Source organism: Bacteroides sp. 41_26, from assembly GCF_949740115.1.
In the GTDB taxonomy this organism is placed as follows: domain Bacteria; phylum Bacteroidota; class Bacteroidia; order Bacteroidales; family Bacteroidaceae; genus Bacteroides; species Bacteroides nordii.
The window spans coordinates 114,618-134,979 of the sequence record NZ_CATJGZ010000052.1 but is presented as its reverse complement, the minus strand read 5'-3'; the positions used below and the strand labels follow the sequence as shown (position 1 = coordinate 134,979).

The 20,362-nt window shown below is 38.7% G+C and carries 22 protein-coding genes, 1 tRNA gene, 1 pseudogene and 1 CRISPR repeat array; of the genes and pseudogenes, 13 read left to right on the top strand and 11 right to left on the bottom strand.

Features of this window, described 5'->3' with window-relative positions:
* The 6 genes and pseudogenes from QX565_RS04040 to QX565_RS04015 all read left to right on the top strand — a co-directional run.
* A pseudogene (locus tag QX565_RS04040) lies at positions 1-339 on the top strand (hypothetical protein); the annotation flags it as partial.
* 289 nt (positions 340-628) lie between these two features.
* Positions 629-1,165: a nitroreductase family protein gene (locus tag QX565_RS04035; RefSeq protein ID WP_007486257.1), complete on the top strand. Its 537-nt coding sequence runs from the start codon at positions 629-631 to the stop codon at positions 1,163-1,165.
* Positions 1,166-1,167: 2 nt separating this feature from the next.
* Complete coding sequence (locus QX565_RS04030; RefSeq protein ID WP_002561111.1) at positions 1,168-1,503, top strand: hypothetical protein; 336 nt, start codon at positions 1,168-1,170, stop codon at positions 1,501-1,503.
* The gene (locus QX565_RS04025) at positions 1,500-2,294 is read left to right on the top strand and encodes a Rossmann-like and DUF2520 domain-containing protein (RefSeq protein ID WP_221649817.1); all 795 of its coding nucleotides are present in this window, start codon (positions 1,500-1,502) and stop codon (positions 2,292-2,294) included. Before QX565_RS04030 ends, QX565_RS04025 begins: the two co-directional genes overlap by 4 nt.
* Before the next feature lie 23 nt (positions 2,295-2,317).
* Entirely contained in the window at positions 2,318-2,839 is a 522-nt protein-coding gene (locus QX565_RS04020) for a KdsC family phosphatase (protein ID WP_221649816.1), read from the top strand.
* A gap of 19 nt (positions 2,840-2,858) precedes the next feature.
* The gene (locus QX565_RS04015) at positions 2,859-3,440 is read left to right on the top strand and encodes a Maf-like protein (protein WP_221649815.1); all 582 of its coding nucleotides are present in this window, start codon (positions 2,859-2,861) and stop codon (positions 3,438-3,440) included.
* A gap of 90 nt (positions 3,441-3,530) precedes the next feature.
* Here the strand turns inward: QX565_RS04015 and rbp are convergent, their stop codons facing one another.
* The 7 genes from rbp to QX565_RS03980 all read right to left on the bottom strand — a co-directional run bounded on the left by rbp (position 3,531) and on the right by QX565_RS03980 (position 12,024).
* The gene (gene rbp / locus QX565_RS04010; RefSeq protein ID WP_002561115.1) at positions 3,531-3,776 is read right to left on the bottom strand and encodes an RNA-binding regulator; all 246 of its coding nucleotides are present in this window, start codon (positions 3,774-3,776) and stop codon (positions 3,531-3,533) included.
* Positions 3,777-4,176: 400 nt separating this feature from the next.
* Positions 4,177-6,378 carry a tetratricopeptide repeat protein gene (locus tag QX565_RS04005; RefSeq protein ID WP_289291415.1) on the bottom strand — a complete coding sequence of 734 codons (2,202 nt, stop codon included), beginning with the start codon at positions 6,376-6,378 and terminating at the stop codon, positions 4,177-4,179.
* 105 nt (positions 6,379-6,483) lie between these two features.
* A complete protein-coding gene (locus tag QX565_RS04000) occupies positions 6,484-7,464 on the bottom strand; it encodes an ABC transporter substrate-binding protein (protein ID WP_289291414.1) in 981 nt (326 codons plus the stop codon).
* A gap of 78 nt (positions 7,465-7,542) precedes the next feature.
* Entirely contained in the window at positions 7,543-8,802 is a 1,260-nt protein-coding gene (locus QX565_RS03995) for a phosphoglycerate kinase (RefSeq protein ID WP_025867323.1), read from the bottom strand.
* A gap of 125 nt (positions 8,803-8,927) precedes the next feature.
* Entirely contained in the window at positions 8,928-9,575 is a 648-nt protein-coding gene (nth, locus tag QX565_RS03990; RefSeq protein ID WP_195349066.1) for an endonuclease III, read from the bottom strand.
* The gene (locus tag QX565_RS03985) at positions 9,572-10,765 is read right to left on the bottom strand and encodes an MFS transporter (RefSeq protein ID WP_221649812.1); all 1,194 of its coding nucleotides are present in this window, start codon (positions 10,763-10,765) and stop codon (positions 9,572-9,574) included. Before QX565_RS03985 ends, nth begins: the two co-directional genes overlap by 4 nt.
* A 239-nt stretch (positions 10,766-11,004) precedes the next feature.
* Positions 11,005-12,024, bottom strand: coding sequence for a phenylalanine--tRNA ligase subunit alpha (locus QX565_RS03980; RefSeq protein ID WP_221649811.1), 1,020 nt, complete (start codon positions 12,022-12,024; stop codon positions 11,005-11,007).
* A gap of 436 nt (positions 12,025-12,460) precedes the next feature.
* On the opposite strand from QX565_RS03980, the gene QX565_RS03975 reads away from it, so the two are divergent.
* Positions 12,461-12,718 carry a hypothetical protein gene (locus QX565_RS03975; protein ID WP_221649810.1) on the top strand — a complete coding sequence of 86 codons (258 nt, stop codon included), beginning with the start codon at positions 12,461-12,463 and terminating at the stop codon, positions 12,716-12,718.
* Positions 12,719-12,881: 163 nt separating this feature from the next.
* Here QX565_RS03975 and QX565_RS03970 read toward each other — a convergent pair whose 3' ends face one another.
* On the bottom strand, positions 12,882-13,037 hold the full coding sequence (locus QX565_RS03970; protein WP_289291409.1) for a hypothetical protein: 156 nt from the start codon (positions 13,035-13,037) through the stop codon (positions 12,882-12,884).
* 507 nt (positions 13,038-13,544) lie between these two features.
* Between QX565_RS03970 and QX565_RS03965 the strand changes: the two genes are divergently transcribed.
* A complete protein-coding gene (locus QX565_RS03965) occupies positions 13,545-14,249 on the top strand; it encodes a phage antirepressor (RefSeq protein ID WP_289291407.1) in 705 nt (234 codons plus the stop codon).
* An 815-nt stretch (positions 14,250-15,064) separates the two neighbouring features.
* Positions 15,065-15,891: direct repeats of the CRISPR family, unit length 36 nt; unit sequence GTTGTGATTAGCTCTCAAATTAGTATCTTTAACAGC.
* A 333-nt stretch (positions 15,892-16,224) separates the two neighbouring features.
* Here QX565_RS03965 and QX565_RS03960 read toward each other — a convergent pair.
* Positions 16,225-16,298: transfer RNA gene (locus tag QX565_RS03960), tRNA-Ala, on the bottom strand.
* Between the two features lie 193 nt (positions 16,299-16,491).
* Here QX565_RS03960 and QX565_RS03955 point away from each other — a divergent pair.
* Complete coding sequence (locus QX565_RS03955) at positions 16,492-17,781, top strand: tyrosine-type recombinase/integrase (RefSeq protein WP_289291405.1); 1,290 nt, start codon at positions 16,492-16,494, stop codon at positions 17,779-17,781.
* A 685-nt stretch (positions 17,782-18,466) separates the two neighbouring features.
* Here the strand turns inward: QX565_RS03955 and QX565_RS03950 are convergent.
* Both QX565_RS03950 and QX565_RS03945 read right to left on the bottom strand, forming a co-directional pair.
* Positions 18,467-18,697, bottom strand: a complete 231-nt coding sequence (locus tag QX565_RS03950) for a hypothetical protein (protein WP_289291403.1) — start codon at positions 18,695-18,697, stop codon at positions 18,467-18,469.
* A gap of 85 nt (positions 18,698-18,782) precedes the next feature.
* Positions 18,783-19,214 (bottom strand): helix-turn-helix domain-containing protein, encoded by a 432-nt coding sequence (locus QX565_RS03945; RefSeq protein ID WP_289291402.1) that lies wholly within the window; start codon positions 19,212-19,214, stop codon positions 18,783-18,785.
* 116 nt (positions 19,215-19,330) lie between these two features.
* Here QX565_RS03945 and QX565_RS03940 point away from each other — a divergent pair, with 116 nt between their 5' ends.
* Genes QX565_RS03940 through QX565_RS03925 form a run of 4 tightly spaced genes read left to right on the top strand, consistent with a single transcriptional unit; the run spans position 19,331 to position 20,360 of the window.
* Positions 19,331-19,522, top strand: coding sequence for a hypothetical protein (locus QX565_RS03940; protein WP_289291400.1), 192 nt, complete (start codon positions 19,331-19,333; stop codon positions 19,520-19,522).
* 6 nt (positions 19,523-19,528) lie between these two features.
* On the top strand, positions 19,529-19,924 hold the full coding sequence (locus QX565_RS03935) for a hypothetical protein (protein WP_289291399.1): 396 nt from the start codon (positions 19,529-19,531) through the stop codon (positions 19,922-19,924).
* Positions 19,921-20,196, top strand: a complete 276-nt coding sequence (locus QX565_RS03930; protein ID WP_232302063.1) for a hypothetical protein — start codon at positions 19,921-19,923, stop codon at positions 20,194-20,196. Before QX565_RS03935 ends, QX565_RS03930 begins: the two co-directional genes overlap by 4 nt.
* A complete protein-coding gene (locus QX565_RS03925; protein WP_289291394.1) occupies positions 20,193-20,360 on the top strand; it encodes a hypothetical protein in 168 nt (55 codons plus the stop codon). The genes QX565_RS03930 and QX565_RS03925 overlap by 4 nt, the downstream gene beginning before the upstream one ends.
* Positions 20,361-20,362: the final 2 nt, after the last annotated feature.

Here is a 20,362-nt window from a genome sequence, read left to right as displayed (position 1 = left end):
TTTCCCGTTCAGATGGAGTTGAGTCTGGAAAATGCAGACATTTTCAGACAAAGTAAAGTAAAAGAAAGTAAAGTAGAAGAAAAGAAGAAGAGGGAGGAGAATTCTGTTTTGCCTCCACCTCCGGAATATGTGCTCAATAAAAAGACGCACAACTATGACGGGTTGCTACTGGCATTGGATCGGATTAAGGTGACGGACACCGAAGATATAAAGGCCATTCTACGAATGTCGAATTATGGGGAGATCGGTACTCCGGTGTGGAAGGTGCTGGCACAGACCTCGTGGGCAAAGATAGTGATGCCGGGAAAATATCTCATAAAGGTGCTTGTAAGTGCTTGATAATCAGTATTTATTAGATTGTACATTCTTACCATGCAAAAGTGTACAACCTTGCACTACAAAGCTGTACATTCTTGTCATACAAAAGTGTACAGTCTTGTTATATGACTTTCCAGTTTATAGCAAGCCTGCTGAACTATTTAGTTTTTCGGTTTTTATCCTTATCTTTGCCGAAAAGCGAAGATAAGCTGCACCTTGGCATAAAAAATGAACAAGTTCACTTTATTCTGCTCTCAGTTTGCATTATCTTTGCACTTGTCTTTACAAGTATAAAGAAAGTAAAAATAGCATGGAAAATTTCAGTGAATTAATAAAGAACCGCCGCAGTATGCGGAAGTTTACCGGTGAAGAACTCTCACAAGAGCAGGTAGTGACTTTGTTGAAAGCCGCACTGATGGCGCCTACCTCTAAACGTAGCAATGGTTGGCAGTTTATTGCCGTAGATGATAAAGAGACATTGGAGAAGCTTTCGCACTGTAAGGAACAGGCTTCTGCTTTTATTGCCGATGCTGCACTTGCCATCGTTGTTACTGCTGACCCATTGGCAAGTGACGTATGGATTGAAGATGCCTCTATTGCTTCTATTATGCTTCAATTGCAGGCTGAAGATCTGGGATTAGGTAGTTGCTGGGTGCAAATCCGTGAACGCTATGCTGCTACCGGCATGCCGTCGGACGAATATGTGCGTAGCGTACTTGATATACCTTTGCAACTTCAGGTTCTGTCTGTTATCGCCATCGGACACAAAGGCATGGAACGTAAACCTTTTGATGAAAGCCACCTGCAGTGGGAGAAAATTCATATTAATAAATTCGGAGGAAAATAACAGTGAGTGCTGCTAAAGCCAACAACAATAGAGATACATACAAGGCAACTGCTGTCACTCTGATTGTGATAGGCGTGCTTTACCTCATTGACAAGCTGATACACTTTTCTGCCATTGGATTGCCGTGGGTGATGAATAAAGATAATTTCCTGCTGTATACAGCTGTTATTTTCTTGTTTCTCAAACATGATAAATCTGTTGGCCTGGTGCTGATAGGGCTTTGGCTTGTGATGAATATCGGTCTGATTGTAGCTCTGCTGGGAAGTATGTCCGCCTATCTGCTGCCTCTGGCATTGCTGATAATCGGAGGAATATTGTATTTGATATCAACGCGATGAAAAGAAGTATAGAAGATACGCCAATTGTATTTATTGGTGCCGGAAATCTGGCGACAAACCTGGCTAAGGCTTTGTATCGTAAAGGATTTCGTATCGTGCAGGTGTATAGCCGTACGGAAGATTCGGCCTGTCGGTTGGCAGAAGAAGTAGAAGCAGAATTTACTACTCATCCGGAAGATATAAATCCATTTGCCCGGCTGTATATCGTTTCGCTGAAAGATTCGGCTGTTGCGGAATTGCTTCCTGCGATTGTGGCCGGGAAACGAAAAGAAGCTTTGATGGTACATACGGCTGGCAGTATTCCAATGAGTATCTGGGAGGGGCATGTAGAGCATTACGGCGTTTTTTATCCCATGCAGACATTCAGTAAACAACGTGAAGTGGACTTCCGTGAGATTCCTTTTTTTATTGAAGCGTCCACACCCGAAGATACGGAACTGCTCAAAGCTATCGCTGCCACTTTGTCCGAACGTGTTTACGAAGCTACTTCCGAACAACGCAAGAGTTTGCATCTTGCTGCTGTGTTCACTTGCAACTTCACGAACCATATGTATGCGCTGGCAGCTGAATTGCTGGAGAAGTATAATCTCCCGTTCGATGTAATGCTTCCTTTGATTGACGAGACAGCCCGTAAAGTACATGAGCTGAGCCCTAAAGTTGCCCAAACCGGGCCTGCTATACGCTATGATGAAAATGTAATCAACAATCATCTCGCCATGCTCTCTGATGATCCCGGAATGCAGCAACTTTATGAGCTTATCAGTCGCAGTATTTTCAATCGTAAATCGTAAATCGTTTAATCGTAAATATCATTATGAGTACAATCAATTACGACCTCAAAAAGATAAAAGCCATTGCCTTCGACGTGGATGGGGTGTTGAGTGCGGATATGATTCCATTGCATCCGTCGGGTGAGCCGATGCGTACTGTGAATATTAAAGATGGCTATGCTATCCAGTTGGCTGTGAAAAAAGGGTTGCGCATTGCCATTATTACTGGCGGGCGTACGGAGGCTGTGCGTATTCGTTTCTCAGCTTTGGGAGTGACTGATTTGTATATGGGCTCGGCTGTGAAGATACATGATTATCGTGAGTTTCGTGATAAATATGGTCTTACGGATGAGGAAATAATGTACATGGGAGATGATGTGCCCGATATTGAAGTGATGCAGGAATGCGGTCTTCCGTGCTGCCCGAAAGATGCTGCTCCTGAAGTAAAGAAGGTGGCAAAATACATCTCTCACGCTGCAGGTGGTTACGGTTGTGGTCGTGATGTGATAGAACAGGTGCTGAAGGTGCATGGAAAATGGATGTCGGATGATGCCTTTGGATGGTGACTACTAACAACTTATTATTATGCTTGATAATTTAAAGAAATACAATATTGTGTTAGCCTCTAATTCTCCTCGTAGAAAAGAGCTGATGTCTGGCTTGGGAGTGGATTATGTAGTAAAAACTCTTCCGGATGTAGACGAATCTTATCCCGATACTTTGCAGGGAACAGAAATTCCTGCTTATATCTCCCGTGAGAAAGCGGATGCTTACAAAGCTTTTATTCAGCCGGGTGAATTGCTTATTACAGCAGATACCATTGTGTGGTTGAATGGGGAGGTGCTTGGGAAACCTAAGGGTAGGGAAGGGGCTATAGATATGCTGCGTAAGCTCTCCGGAACTTCTCATCAGGTTATTACCGGGGTTTGTTTGACTACCAGCGATTGGCAGAAAAGTTTTACTGCCGTTACGGATGTAACATTTGCCACATTGACCGAAGAGGAAATCATTTATTACGTTGATAAATATATTCCGATGGATAAAGCCGGAGCCTACGGTGTGCAGGAATGGATTGGTTTTATTGGTGTGGAATCTATCTCAGGAAGCTATTTTAATGTAATGGGATTGCCTATACAGCGGTTGTATCAGGAACTCAAACGACTGTAGTTGTGCAAACCGGCTTAAAGAATAATTCCAAATGAACAAAAAAAGGATACCGCTTGGCGATATCCTTTTTTATTATCTCAGAGTTTAATCTTAATTTCTGGGCAATGCTTCTTTCACTACCATCGGACGGCCTGCATATTCTGCTCCGTTCAATTCTGTGATTGCATTTTTTGCTTCCGATGCTTCCGGCATTTCGATAAAGGCAAAACCTTTTGATCTTCTTGTGTCGCGGTCGGTGATGAGTTTTACAGATTCTACTGTTCCATACTCTTCCATTACTTGTCTCAAATCTGATTCCTTAACATTGTAGCTAAGGTTTCCAACATACATGTTCATAAACGTAAATATAAAAAAATTAATAATGCAATAAAAAAGTTTTGAGAAAAAGTAATCAGAATGGAAATACTCAATGTGGATAACTGAGGAGATACATATATGAAAGCAAATTATTATAAACCTCTTATTGTTTCGTACTGCAAAGAACGGCATTCTTTTGGGATATCACACTATGTAAGGCTGTTTATTTGCTATATTATATCCTTTTTTGTGAATAAAGGCCATAAGTTAACGTTTGACTTGCTATAGGTATGTCAAAAGCCGAAGGAAACTATCAATATGCAACTTTAGAAACGCAGATGAACACTAATTATCTCCAATATAATTTATTCTTTGCGTAAATCAATGTTAATCTGCGTTTTAATAATAGTTGATTTTATTATTGAACCCTCTCGGTGAATTATAACAAATCCAGCATCAGTGGGATATCCTCTTTCGTTATTCCTTGTTTGATGAGATAGGCTTTATCTTTGTTGAACATATCCAGAAATATTTCCTGATCTCCGCTCATCTCTTTGGAACGGGCATAAAACTCTGCGGCCTTTTCTATATTTCCGGACACCCATGCTACGTGTCCGGCATTCAGATAATCTACTGCAAGTGGGGCTTTTTCTATCACCTTATTATAATAATTGATCGCTTGCTCCAGTTTACCACTGATGAATGAACACCAGCCGATACCTCTCCATGCCTTGATGCAATCGTTTTCCATGAAGTCAAGTTTGAAGAAGTAATTCAGTGCTTCTTCAAATTGTTGCAATTCGGCCAGGCAGCTACCTATATAAAACACAATACTATGATTCTCCGGCAAAGCTTCTTCGGCTTTCCGGTAATATTCCAGTGCTTTTTTGAAGTTGCGCAGCAGGCGGTAACAACTGGCCAGATGACGGTTTATCCATATATTATCCGGTTTTATGGTATCTGCCTTCAGGTAGGCAGCAATGGCTTCCTCCAATTTTTTCTGCTTTTGCAGAGCATAACCTAACTTCTGATAAAACTCCGACTGTGTGCTCAGAGGGCCGTTCATCTGCTCTATTTCCTTATATAGTTCAACAGTCTCTGCCCAATGTTCTTTTTTAAAGTGAAAATCTGCTATGGAGGTTAGTGTGCCCTCCTGGTACAGGATATTTTTCAATGCTGATATTTTGTGTAACTCTATCTTTTCTTTGAATATATCTCTAAACTCACTTCTGCGTACGTTTAATTTGAAGAAGCGATACAAGTCATGCAGATATTGGCTACTGATCGTACCCGGACGTTCAGAAAACCTCTTTAGGGTTTCAGCTTTAGACTGTTCGGCGAACTCTTCCGCCTGTTGTTCGGTGAGTTGGCTGAAGATCAGATTGCGCTGTGACTGTGGAAATTGCTCCATAGTGAAGAAGAGCGAATACTTATCACTGTTACAGAAGAATCCCGATTGCAGGAGTATGTCTATCATCCTGTTTTCTTTACTGGTTTCCTTTCGCATCATTTTGATAACATTTGACTGTTGTCTGTCGAAAGGATAAAGCCAGTTGTGTAACTCCTTGAAGAAAGGGAAATTTTTCAATTGTGAAAATGTACTCATATATACATCGGCCCCCTCTATTTGCAGTTCGTTCATTTCGCGCAACTTATCGCCTAATGGTGAGTTTTCGAACACATTGCCCCAATCCGGATTTCGATCGTCTTTTTCTTCATCAGATTCTTCGAATCCAAATTTCATATTACGCATGGAAGAGACATTTTTCAGCATTTCCGGAATGATCTCTTCACGCATCTTCTTATCTATTTTTTCCGTTTCCTGACACAAGAGGAGTTGACGGTATATACGTGCGAGGTCTTCGTCTAATGGGAATTCTTCATTGACCAGGTCCAGACGCTTGCTGAATTCGGGGTATAGATCGAGCCGGGCATTATAGATGTGTAAAGCAAAAATGATTCCGATCAATGCCCGTTGGCTGACGTGTATATTATTGCATTGGTATGCATCTAACAACCACATCAACTTCCGCAGATCAAAGCACTCCATCAGACTCAACATTACAGCACTGGTAAACAGACACAGGTCATTGACCGGAAGTAGTTCCGACTTCAGCATAGCTTGTGCTTCGGCTTCATTTTCTACAGTCCAGCTACTATTTGACCAGGTTTGCAGAAATAGGAATTTCTGTGTTTCCTCGTGTCTTTTCAGAACTTCATCCAAATTATTGTCTGACAACAATCCGCTGACTGCCAAATCGTCGTTAAAAGATTCCAATACATGCATCAGAACGCTTGTAGTATAAGGCGCTAACTCCTGTGTACGCTTGCTGCGTACTATGTGATAGAAATGCGTTGATACATCATCAAGCATCAATAGACGTCCCTTATCGGCTATTTCTAATGCATTAGCACGAAGTTTTGTATATAATTTTTCTCGTTCCGGATCGGCTATGCCCTGTTTCATATACTGTAGCATGAAATTATAGGAGGTTTGTAGCTGCTCCAGCTGGTGGCGGAGCTCCCAATCCGAACATTTCCACAGGAAAGACTCCAGTTGCATTAAAGCTTCTTTTAATCGTTTTTGTTCGATTAAATTACAAATGTATATATGTTGCTCGTTGATAGCTCTTTCGTTCATAATTTCAAGGTATTTGTACTGTTATCATAGTTAGTAGAACAAAAATAATGCCAAAAAGAAGTTATTTTCTTATTTATTATAAACGAAATTTGGCATTTATAATATTTATTGGCTGGTGTTTGGGGTGTAAGAGGGTATTTTATATGGAACGGTGAAGGTAGTGTCTATCAGATTTTCTCCCTGATAATGAGCTGGTATCCTGTTTTTTTCTTTCAACCATTTAAGAGTATTGTTGATCTCCTGAATGTTGGGCCGGCTGGCAGGGGTATAAGATGGTAACAAGATAAGTCTGGCCAGGTTTTCTGATATTCTGAATTCTTCGGCTAATAGAGTTGACACTTCTTGGGATGAATGTGTTTGTATGTACTTTACCCCAAGGTTATATCCCTGGATGAGTGATGTTATCTCCGCTTTCTTCTCTTGTAGTGCAGCTTCTGTAAAAGCCGTTCCGGTGAGATGGATATTCAGTTCGCGGGTACTGATCAAGGATCTGTTTCCATCGTTCATAGCTATGGTTGCAAAAGGGTCGGGTAGGAAGGAAGCTTCTATTTGTCCATATTCCAGCATGTTGAGGCGCAATGGGATTTGTGCTATTTCAGGCTTGTTTATTTCTTCTGTTTTGATACCGGATTTTGTACAAAACAGGTCGGTAGCATATTCTATCACAGTCCCGCGGGAGATGGCTATACTTTTCTTTTTTAATTGTTCCGGTTGGTTAACTCCGCTTTTCTTGCTTGATATAAAACAGAAATATCCGTTGTTTTCCATTATAACGGCTAATCCCGGATGATGCAATTGCAGCAATACAGCACTGGGGTAGTCGGTTATCATTCCGTCAATGCGACCTGCCTGAAGAGCAGCATCCCGGTCATTAGCTGAATTAAAACGCACTAAATTTACTTCCAGTCCCAGTGAATCATAAATGCCCTGCCGATGGGCAACGATAAACGGAAAACCATCCATGGTAGGCATCAACCCTAAAGTGACGGATTGAAGCTTGACTTGTGTGGTCGTTACCTCTTTGGATCCGCTATGACATGCAAGGATAAAGAGGGCAGATATACTGAGTAACAGTAGCTTTTTCATTATCGGAAAGGAAAAAGGCAACTCTTTTTTGTGTGAAAAAAGAGCTGCCTTTTATATTATAATGAAGATGTTTTTTTATTATTCTTCGATAGCAGCAATACCCGGAAGTATCTTTCCTTCGATAGCTTCAAGCAGTGCACCACCACCTGTAGAAACATAAGAAACACCATCGGCCAATCCGAACTTGTTGACACAAGCTACAGAGTCACCGCCACCTACGAGTGAGAAAGCACCTTTCTTGGTAGCTTCAACAATAGCTTCGCCTACTGTGCGAGAACCGTGAGTGAAGTTTTCGAATTCAAATACACCTGTTGGGCCATTCCAAAGAATTGTTTTAGAATTCTTGATAACTTCAGCGAAGATTTCTTCTGACTTCGGACCGATGTCAAGACCTTCCCATCCGTCAGGAATTTCATTTACGGCACAGAATTTAGTGTTAGCGTCGTTAGAGAAAGAGTCTGCGATTTTAGCATCAACAGCCAATACCAGGTTAACTCCTTTTTCTTTGGCTTTCTTCATCAGGTCCAAAGCAAGATCGAGTTTATCATCTTCTACGATAGACAGACCAATCTGACCACCCTGAGCTTTGGTGAATGTATAAGTCATACCACCAGTGATAATCAGGTTATCAACCTTGTTCAGTAGATTCTCAATGATTTCGATCTTTGAAGAAACTTTAGAACCGCCCATGATAGCAGTGAACGGACGTTGGATGTCATTCAATATTTTATCTACTGCTTTTACTTCTTTTTCCATCAGGTAACCAAACATTTTGTTATCCTTGTCGAAGTATTTAGCAATCAGAGCCGTAGAAGCATGTGCACGGTGAGCTGTACCGAATGCATCGTTTACGTAACAGTCAGCATAAGAAGCCAATTTCTTTGTAAATTCTTTCTGGCTTTCTTTTACAGCTTTCTTAGCTGCAGCTTTTTCTTCATCTGTTGCATCGTCAGCAAGTCCTCTTGGTTTGCCTTCTTCTTCAGCATAGAAGCGGAGGTTTTCGAGCAATAACACTTCGCCCGGTTGCAGAGCAGCAGCTTTGACAGCAGCTTCTTCGCCCATGCAGTCGTTTGCAAACTGAACTTCTACACCCAGCAAGTCTGATACATGCTTAACGATGTGCTTCAGAGAGAACTTATCAGCAACGCCTTTCGGACGTCCCAGGTGAGAACCGATGATTACACTGCCACCATCTGCTAAAATCTTCTTCAAAGTAGGAAGAGCTGCACGAATACGTGTGTCGTCTGTAATGTTGAAGTTTTCGTCCAAGGGTACGTTGAAGTCAACGCGAACGAATGCCTTTTTACCAGCAAAGTTGAATTTGTCTATTGTCATAATACTCTATTATTTAAAAGTGTTAGTTTTTCTTTTTTCAGTGCCCGCAAAGTTACTATTAATTTTTTAGAATATACCAGTCGGTAGTTAGAATTTAGTAGGCATTTGGCTTTAATTCTGACTACTTGCTACTTAATTTTGGCTTCTTGAAAATATTTACACATCATTTGCAAACCACAGGTGTCACATTTGGGGGTACGTGCCTGACAGACGTATCTCCCGTGAAGGATTAACCAATGATGGGCAATTGGTACCAGTTTTGCAGGAATATTTTTCATTAACTCCTTTTCAACACTAAAAGGAGTAGTATGGTTCGCACCTACTAATCCGATGCGGTGGCTTACGCGGAAGACATGGGTATCTACTGCCATTGCTGCCTTGTTGAATACAACAGACTGGATGACATTGGCGGTTTTTCGTCCTACGCCAGGTAATTTTACAAGTTCTTCCAGTGTGCCGGGAACTTCACTATTAAAGTCTTTTACCAGCATTTTTGCCATACCTACCAGGTGTTTGGCTTTATTATTGGGATAAGAAACGCTGCGGATATATTCAAATATAACTTCTGGCGTGCTGGCAGCCAATGCTTCCGGGGTAGGGAAGTCGTGAAAGAGTGGTGGAGTAATCATATTCACACGCTTGTCTGTGCATTGAGCAGACAAGATGACGGAGATCAGCAGTTCGAACGGATTGTTGTAATGCAGTTCCGTTTCTGCCACGGGTACATTTTCCTGAAACCAGGCGATTACTTTCTCATAACGTTCTTTTTTTCTCATCGTAATTTGTTTTTATGATAGTGAGGAGCCACTTTCAGTTTGAAATAAAAAATAGAAACCACTGTCAGGCAGGCACCAAAGAGATATGCCATATCAAAGGAAGTCAGCTGGGCAATATAGCCTCCGGCTGTAAGTCCGATACCGATACCTACATCCCAGGAGGTGAGGTAGGTAGAGGTAGCTGTACCGCGTTGGCTGTTGGGTGCCAGGTTGACAAATAAGGTATTGAATGCCGGAAACATTGTGCCAAAGCCTACTCCTAATAACAATGCGATTATAAAGAAGAGCATTTCGGTGAGTTCGGGGCTTATTTTCATCAGCTTGTCACAACCAGCAAGAAAGAAGAAGCAGATTGACACCAGATATAGTCCTAAGGTGATAACCTGTGTGATGCGCCCTTTATCCACTTGCCGGCCTGAGAACATACGTGAAACAGCCATACCTATTGCCATAAAGGTAAAAAATAGCCCTGAACTCAGTGTAATACCTATCTCTTTGGCATACATTGCTACGTAGGTACTTGTCATTCCGTAAGGAATAGAGAGCAGTAATAGGGCTATACCGGCAGGTATTCCTTTTATTAATACAAAGCGGTCTAATGATAACGGTTCTCGTTTTACGGGTTGTTTAGGAGGAGTTTTTACGAGGCAGGCAGCGATAAATCCTAATATTCCTGCAATGAAGGAGCAGAGAAAGATTGTTTCAAATGAATAGGCATCGTGCATGAACAGTCCTGTCATGGGGCCGAAACTCATTGCTGTGTTGTTCATTAATCCATAGTATCCTACTGCTTCCCCCCGGCGTGATGAGGGAGTAATGTCGATTACGATCGTGTTTCCGGCCACTGTGACCATACCGAATGCTAATCCGTGTGCTATGCGCAGCATGACGAATAAGGTCAATACCCCCGCCAGCATATATCCTGCAAATATGGAAATAAAAATGAAATAAGCAATCAGGTAAAGAGGTTTACGGGATAATGTATCCAGTAAATAACCGGAGAACGGACGGATACAGAGTGACGCAATGGTGTAGCATGACAAAATAACTCCTATTGCCGCATTTCCGGTATGGAAAATCTCAGTCAGATAAAAAGGAAGGATGGGAAGTATCAGATAGAAGGCAAAATACAAAAGGAAGTTTGCCATTAGTATAAGGCAATATCCGGGAGTAACGAGCCTGTCTTTCATAAAATTGAGAACTTATTTAGTTGAGAATTAAAAGTTGAAAATTGAAAGTTGGCTGCGCTATCATGCTGAATAGTAATTTTCAACTTTCAATTTTCAATTTTCAACTTTTTTTAGTATGCTGCTTCTAAGACTGTGTCTTTTATAACAAATTGGACAATTTACAAATTTCGATGTCTACCTGATTTACTGATAAATCAAAGTCTTTTTAATCGTAAATTGTAAATTGTCCAATTGTAAATTTAATAGGCTGCTTCGAATTCCTTCAGGAATCGTGTATCGTTTTCTGAGAACATACGTAAGTCTTTTACCTGGTATTTTAAGTTTGTGATACGTTCAACCCCCATACCAAGAGCATATCCGCTATATACTTTACTATCTATTCCGTTAGATTCGAGTACATTCGGATCTACCATACCACAACCAAGAATTTCTACCCAGCCAGTGTGTTTACAGAACGGACATCCTTTACCGCCACAGATATTGCAACTGATATCCATTTCTGCACTTGGCTCAGTGAACGGGAAGTATGACGGACGCAGACGGATTTTTGTATCTGCACCAAACATTTCTTTGGCGAAGAGCAATAATACTTGTTTTAAGTCTGTGAACGATACATCTTTATCCACATACAGTGCTTCTACCTGATGAAAGAAGCAGTGCGCACGATAGCTGATAGCTTCGTTACGGTATACACGTCCCGGGCAAATAATACGGATAGGAGGTTGCGACACTTCCATAACCCGTGTTTGTACAGAAGAGGTATGTGTGCGTAGCAAAATATCCGGGTGTGATTCGATGAAGAAAGTATCTTGCATGTCACGTGCCGGATGATCTTCAGCAAAGTTCAGTGCTGAAAATACATGCCAGTCATCCTCTATTTCCGGACCTTCGGCAATACTAAATCCCAAGCGGGCGAAAATATCAATAATTTCGTTCTTTACGATAGAGAGTGGGTGGCGTGTTCCCAACTCTACGGGATAAGCTGAACGGGTCAAGTCCAGTTCGCATGCACCATTATCCTGGCTCTCAAACTGTTCTTTCAGTGCATTGATTTTCTCTAATGCTTTTGTTTTTAGTTCATTCAGTCTCATGCCGACTTCTTTTTTCTGCTCAGCCGCTACATTACGAAAGTCAGCCATTAGGTCGTTGATGGCTCCTTTCTTACTGAGATACTTGATACGGAGTGCTTCAAGTTCTTCTGCATTGGTGGCTTTCAGTGCTTCAACTTCTTCGAGAAGTTGGTTAATCTTAGCTATCATATCTTTGGTTTATTGTTATTTTACAGTATAAAACGTTGCAAAGATAGTGGTTTTTATCTTATTCAGCTTCCAAACAGGCTATTGTTTTTGTGAATATCTTATTGAAGTGTTAATGAGTTTCTGGTATCTATTAAACGATGTTATAATTCTTACAATTATATGCAGAATATTTGCAAATGTCCTGAAAGTCCGTATCTTTGTACTGTGTTTTTCATAGTATTAGATTTAAGGTTAACAAAGATTGGCTGTCTGGGATAGATAGCCTTTTTTTTTGTTAGCCTTTTGATTTATTTAATTCTTTGTTTTTCTTCTGAGAGAATGCTTCTTTTCTTTTTCGAAAATACTCACCTGTTTCTTAATATTGCTTTATTCGTCAATCTTTATGGATCTGTTTTCTGTTACGTTATGTAATGTATAACAATAAAAGTGAATCATTATGAGTGAAATGCATAAAATGTCATCTGATAAGCTGACAACGAATGAACGAAAAGAGTTGGATACTTCAGAGTTTGGAATACCTGAGTTACGGGAGTTTCCTATTCATGATGCCGCCCATGTAAGAGCGGCAGAAGCTTATTTCAGGTATGCTCCTGAAGGGTATAAAGCGCAGTTGGCACGCAATATACTGGCAAAGGCGCATTTGTTTGGGGTGGATGTGAAGAGTCCTGTGATCCTTGAGTGGGCAGAAAAATAATCAGATTTATACTGTAAATACCGTTATATGAGTATCTTGTGATGATGAACAGGTATTCTGTTTATGCGCATGTTCTCGTCGGTTTGAATAGAAGGAATTTCTTTTTCAGATCGAGGGAAAACCTTTATCGGAACGATCAGTAATGATTTTTAACTGATTTTTCTTATCCTTTTTTATTTACTTGTTCTTTATTGCTTTCCGCATCATTGTCTGGCGGAGAAACAACATCTATTTCTTTCTTTGCCTTATTGGCTTTTATTGCTGACTTTATCAACGCGAATATAGTTATTGCTATGATAATTGCTATTATTATTTTCATGACTTTATATAATTAAGTATTGTAATCCTATCTGCTAATTTAAATTGGAACGTTCCAATGGCTTTTTTGTTCTGTGATCGTGTAATTACTGTTTTAACAAATGGATGTAATGATGGATAATGTAGTACGTTGATATTCTGTAATGTTAATTTATAGTTAATGGTATCTCTTTTGTTTGAATTTTATATTCGAAGTTGTATGTTTGTGTTTATTATATTGTGAACATATAAAATTTATATTATGAAAAACAAATATAGAAATCTATATCTAGCTCAATGTAGTCACATTGAATTGGATAATGTGTATGTAATTATTTCTGATTGGCATAGTTTTAGAAAAACATAATGTTGCCATACTGTTAATTAAGTAAAGAAACTTTTAGGTTAATTTTTTATTTAATTAGAGGCTGTGAATTATAGAAGGGCGGTTATCCTAACTGCTAATAAGAAAATAATCTGTTATCGATGAAATTAAGAAAATTCTTTAGCAGAGTTTAATTTAAAAGCAATGGCAAAAAATGATTTGATTATTCTTAGGAATGAACAATTCGGTGGAGTGAGAGTAATGATGATTGAAAATATTGAACCATTATTCTGTTTGGACGATGTGGCAAAAGCCCTTAGTTACTCTGATCCGGTAAAGGCTGTTAGAGACTATTGTAAGGAAACGGTTGTTTTAGGAATACCGAACCGAAATGGTATTGTTAAGTCTTTTCGGTTTGGTAAAATATCTAAAATAGATTGTTTAATAATAAAGTCTGATTTATCAGATGCTGGAGTGTTTCGGGATTGGATTTATGATGAAGTATTGCCGCTAACCTATAAATATGGAGCGTGTAGAGCGATGCAAACGTATGAAAGAGATCTTATCTTATTTGGTTTTTATGATTTTAGAAAAGATATGACGGAATATTGTTTTGCTGATACTATTCAAGTTTCCCGGTGTTCTTATTCGATAGATCACATAGTTAAGATGTTACAGAGAAATGGCATAGAAATTTGTAAAAATCGTTTGTTTCTTTGGATGCGTAATAACGGTTATCTTTGCCAAAGTGAACGCACTTATAATCAACCTACACAAAAAGCAAAAAACATGGGATTATTTGAATTAAAGTATACTACAATGATTAAAGATGATTTAAAGGCAGTTTTCACCATTATGAAGGTTACCAATAAAGGCCGGATTTATTTTATGAAAAAACTTTCTGAATAAGGGCTTCGAATGAAATTTATGAATGTTTTGTTGATTGGAGAGTTTTTCTGTATGTATTAATAAATATTTGTTGTGATGCTTTCAAATTAGTATCTTTGACTGCACGTCATTTTTAACGACATCGTTTTATTAGGTTGTGATTAGTTTTCAAATTAATATCTTTGAACCCGTGAAGGCAATAGTGAGAAAATAATGGTACGTTGTCTAAAGATTTTGATTAGCTTTTGATTTAGTTTTTTAACAACGTTGAATGTCGTTTTAGTAAGTTTGATTGTGATCTGTTTTTGGAATTAGTATCTTTGATAGCGTTCTTTGACTTTTTTAATTCTATTATAAATTGTGCCTTGTTTTTAATTAATATCTTTGGATCATTCTAACAGTATCATTTTAATTGAATAGGAATAAAATAGAAGTGAATTATACTTCAATTCAGCATGTTTTCAGTATATTTATGGGTTCTATTGCTATTAAATAAACTGTGAACATAGTTGTGACTTACTTTCAGATTAGTTGTTTTGTAGTTCTGTGAAAATATGATGTTACTGATTCTGTAATTTACTTTCAATTTTATTGATTGGCATGGTACAAAGAGTCGAAGTTTCGTACTTCGGCTCTTAATTTGATTGAGGTAAGAGTTGGATAATATAGATGGATATATGGTGGGAGCTTTTTAATTGATCATATTGTTTTTAAGATATTGAGAGGTGTTTGTAATGCTATTTTTAAATATGGTTGATTTGTATTTTTGTCCATTGATTGTTTTTTAGGTTAGTAGTTTTAATAGCTATGGGGTTGAATAATGCATTATCGGTTAAGTTGTGATTAGCTTTTGAATTAGTATCTTTAACAGCATATTACATAGCAACGTATTAGGCATGTTGGTTGCGATTAGCTTTTGAATTAGTATCTTTAACAGCACGATTATTACCTGTTTTTGTCTGTATTATGTTGTAATTAACTTTCAAATTAGTGTCTTTAACAGCAAGTACTTGAAGTACTGGACAGGGTACATAGTTGTGATTAGCTTTCAAATTAGTATCTTTAACAGCGAAGAAGGCGGATCTATTCGGTACCTCATAGTTGTGATTAGCTCTCAAATTAGTATCTTTAACAGCTCCTTGTATCTGTTGACGGGCGCGGTATGGGTTGTGATTAGCTCTCAAATTAGTATCTTTAACAGCTAGCTCAGCTCCGGTAGCTTGAGCAAAACGGTTGTGATTAGCTCTCAAATTAGTATCTTTAACAGCTTATATTTTTTTTTTAATTGCAAAACAATAGTTGTGATTAGCTCTCAAATTAGTATCTTTAACAGCCCTTTCAAGTGAGTGTCAGCAGAGATATTGTTGTGATTAGCTCTCAAATTAGTATCTTTAACAGCTATCTCAGGGTCAACCCTTCACCCTTTTCAGTTGTGATTAGCTCTCAAATTAGTATCTTTAACAGCGCAATTGAAAAATCGATATGAAATTTATGCGTTGTGATTAGCTCTCAAATTAGTATCTTTAACAGCGAAAAGACTGAATAGGACATACCTCCTTATGTTGTGATTAGCTCTCAAATTAGTATCTTTAACAGCCCATTCCTCTAACTGAACACGCTTATAGTTGTTGTGATTAGCTCTCAAATTAGTATCTTTAACAGCACTAACTTCGGTAAGTGCTGTTTTTAAATGGTTTACGAGTCTTATATATAGAAATTTTTTGGTGAAGGTAGTTACTTATTCTCTGTTATAAATGAAAAAAGTGGTTTGAATTGTAGGTTCCGAAACTATAAAATTTAGAGTTATAATCAATCTATAGATGAATGAAATATTCTTTATGATGATATATCTTCCTTTAAAACTCTTGATGAAAGTATCTGATAGTGCTTCTAATACCAAATTGTTCTTTGGGGGCTTAGCAATAATAATGATAACTTATATTTGAGATTAATTTAGAAAGATGCAAAAACTATGCTGTATAACCTTTAGAAGAGGTGGAGAGTATCGGACTCGAACCGATCACCTCAACACTGCCAGTGTTGCGCTCTAGCCAGATGAGCTAACCCCCCTTTTTCGAAAAGCGTTGCAAAAATGAGGATATTATTCCGAATATGCAAGTATTTTGCCTAAAAAGTAGCTGATTTTAGGCATTTTGGCCGATCTTATAAAGACCGGCCATTTTTTTATATCAAAATTTTCGGGTTACTTTCGGTTACTTTTAACTATATTTGCCCTGCAAAATTGACGTATAATTGACATAGAATGCCGACTTTTAAATCTGAGATACAAAATAAACGTAAGGACGGAACGTATAATGTACGTATCCGCGTTACACATAACAAAGAGGTTCGGCGTATATCTACGAATCTTTTTGCGACTTCTGATGATCTTACTCGCGGCCTGAAAATAAAGAATCAGCGGATAATCGATATCAGTAACGAACTGATAAAAAAGTGTAGAGACGCCTGTAACAATATGGGTAGTGAAATTCTTTCAATGCCGATCGCTGTTTTGATCGAAAGATTGAAATTCGTCTTACAGGGTGGAAGTACTTTTCGGTTAGATTTTATAAAATACGCTGAAACTAAAATTCAGGGGCTGTCAAAGGGTACAGCCATGATTTATGAGTCCGCCTTAAATTTATTGCGCCGGTTTATTGCACGTGATGAATTAGATATATCGGAGATCAACGCCTCTTTTTTACGTGGATTTGAAAAATTTATAGAATCCGAACCGTCCCGACGCGGAAATAACCGTAAAAAGGTTACAGGTAAAGAGGAGGAGAAGAAGGGCGCGCGAGCTGTATCTTTATATCTTTCCTGTATTCGCGCGTTATATAACCAGGCTAAAGAAGAGTTTAACGACGAAGACAGGGGGATAATCAACATACCGTATTCTCCGTTCGTGCATTTCAAAATCAAAGCGCAACCGCGGACTCGCAAAAGGGCCATTTCTGTTGAAATGATACAAAGTATAATAGACTTGCCATACAGGCCGGAATTGCCCGGAAAATGGTCCGCGTATAATCTCGCGAAAGACTGTTTTCTGTTATCGTTCATGTTCATAGGAATAAATAGTGCGGATATGTACTACGCACTTCCGCCGAAAGACGGTGTACTTATCTATAATCGCAAAAAGACTGCTACCCGTCGCGATGATAAAGCAGAGATGCGGGTAAGGGTAGAATACTGCGCTACGGAATTAATTAATAAATATCGAGGGACAGACAAATATTTTAATTTCTCGTCTCACTATTCCAGCTGTAAGACGTTTAATAAAATCATAAATGAAGGATTAAAAGAGATCGGAAAGGAAATAGGAGTAGAGGGACTTACCTTTTACGCTGCCCGCCATAGTTGGGCAACTATTGCGCGTTCGTCTGCGGTAGGAATTGACAAGGCCACTGTACACGAAGCCCTTAACCATGTAGATAAGGAGATGCGAATTACCGATATCTACATAGATAAGGATTGGACAGTCATCTGGAACGCAAATAAAAAGGTACTGGACTTGTTCGACTGGTCCGAATTGGAATTGTTGTATATCGGTTAAGACGTTCCGAATGTTTTTTGTCTTTAAGTAAAAAGGATATGGAAAGAAAATTAGAACCGTGGATAACCGACGAAATGTGGGACTTGATGAACGACGATATAACGAATTATGTGTTCGATCAGGGTGAAAAGTATTTAGAAGACTTATACAGAATATCAGGGACAATAACAGGGCGATGTTATACGTTAATCGGGATAATCGTTGCGGTATACCCTTTTGTTATTACGTCTTCTCTATCAATTAAGAATTTCTATTATTTCATGTTGGCAGCTTTGTTTTTGATCGTTTGTGTCTCAGTTTGCTATTATATCGTCTTTTGTATAATATCGCCATATCCGGCCGTTGGCCCGGGCGCGTCTCCGCGTGAACGACTTGTATTGAATACGTTAAAGAATTATAGGGATCGCGGGGAAACCAACTTTAGGAAATACGAGTTAGAGGCTTTGCAGGAAAGTATTGATTATATGGAAGAATCGAATAAAGAAAGGGCACGAAAATATAGAAATGTACTTTATTTGTTATTAGGGTCCCTTTCTTTATTTCTTGTTGCCGCGTGTCTTATTATTGGCCTTTCGACTTTTTAGGTGATTTACAAAGGGCCGTTCTTGTCTTTAAAACCGGCTGCGAATGCGTCGGTTTTGGCGGTGCGGCTTTAGACGTTTTGGGTATTACTTTTTTCGCCATATTATTTTTCTGCTATATCGGCCAAGCATAGAGACGCTCCTCTTATCAGGTATCCTATGATAAGCGTTATAATCCCTATACAAATATAGATTATTCCCGACAAATTTTTATCCACCATTTCTACAATACCATATACGATCCCGGCAGCGCACAATATAGCGCAAATTACTTGAAACACTAATGATGATTGGCGTAAGAGGGTAGGGCCCTCATTCTTCTTTAGTTCTTCCATAATATAAGATATTTTAAAATTATTGATAAAAAGTTTTCTTATTTCGGAACCATCCTAATAATCTTATTACTTTTACATGCGCAATTTACGCAGTGGCCGCAGTATCTTTTTGACTTGTTAGATTTTCTATAGTACGCTGTTGAGATAAAACGGTTTCTGTTAAACGTGTTATTTGATCAAAAACTTCGCGGGACATTGTAACAGTATGTTCATCTACCTTATTAATCCCTCCCTTTTCCGTTTCTATCATGTGTCCCCAACCTACGTTTAGCCAATCAAAATTAAATATACACCCAAATGCATTATTGAATTTTAATAAAAAATTATTAGTTAAATATCTGGGGTCTCCTTTCATGGCGCTACTTACATTAGCGTAACTAACTCCAATTTTTGCCGCTAATTCTTTTTTAGTATGAACTACGCCCTCACTTCTTAAATATTCGTATGCTTTATTAAGCCTATTGGTTCTTCCATCTTTTTGATGGGGTGCATTTTCTTCCATTTTTTTCTTAATCATTTATAGTTAATATATGTTATAATACGAATGTTTGTTTGTATAAATACGTATTATACGAAATAAAATTCGTATGTTTGCATATATAAATATATATCGATACAAATATATAAATAAATATGGAAAAAGAACGAATTAATGTAAGGGGAAGTATAGATTCTTTAGAGATTAACGAAGTATTTACGATTCCCAAAAAGGAAAGAAGAGCCAGTAATGTACGTAACACTGCGTATACAGTTGCCTGCGATACCGGAAAAAAATTCTCTGTATCTGCGAAAACAGATACTATAGTAGTAACCCGTATAGCATAAAATATTATGAGTGAATATCGTATTAAAAATACCGGTTTTGGCTTTGACTACAAAAAATTAAGAGAGGCATCTCCCTGTAAAGTACAGGTAAAGACGCGCTTTAGATGGACTACAATCAAGGAATTTAAACCGCATGAGCGTGAGGATGCCGAACGCCTTTTAGCCGAATTATCTGGAAAGCCCCGTTTCTATGTGGGTATAATATGTAAAGAGATGGAGGGTACTTCCAAAGAGGATGAAAGGCTTTTGGGTGAGCGTGAAGTAGCCATTCCGACCGTATTCAAAAGGGGCTATGGCGCTATACAACAGTATATTCCCCCAACCGATCGTTTCAAGGATATCGTGCACGAAATTGATAAAGCGATAGAGTTAGCCGAATATCTTAATTCTTTAGACTTATGATGGATTTATTTACCCTTAAACAGCAGATAACAGAAGCCGCCGAGCTGTCGGCATTGGCGATCACACGTCAGTTATATCCTGCGATGGACGAGGTGAAGTATAAAGAAGCGGTAAAGATCGCAGGCAGTGAGCAATGGTTGAAATACCATATCGAAAGAGGTAACATCGTTCCCATACGTCGCGGTACGTCGAAAAACTCGCCCATCTATTACAGTCGTATGGATATAGCCGCGACAAAAAAGGCTGAACGGGAATTAGCGAGGCTGATATGAGAAAGAACAAATGGATAGGAGCGTATTTGTCAGTCAGTATACTGCCGCTTTTTGTGGATGCGTCCGCACTGCCAAAAATAGGCTTCATTGTATACTACCTGTTCGTAGTAGCTAATCTGATGAACGTAATGAGAATCATTAATAACGCGCAAAAGCGCAAGTAATT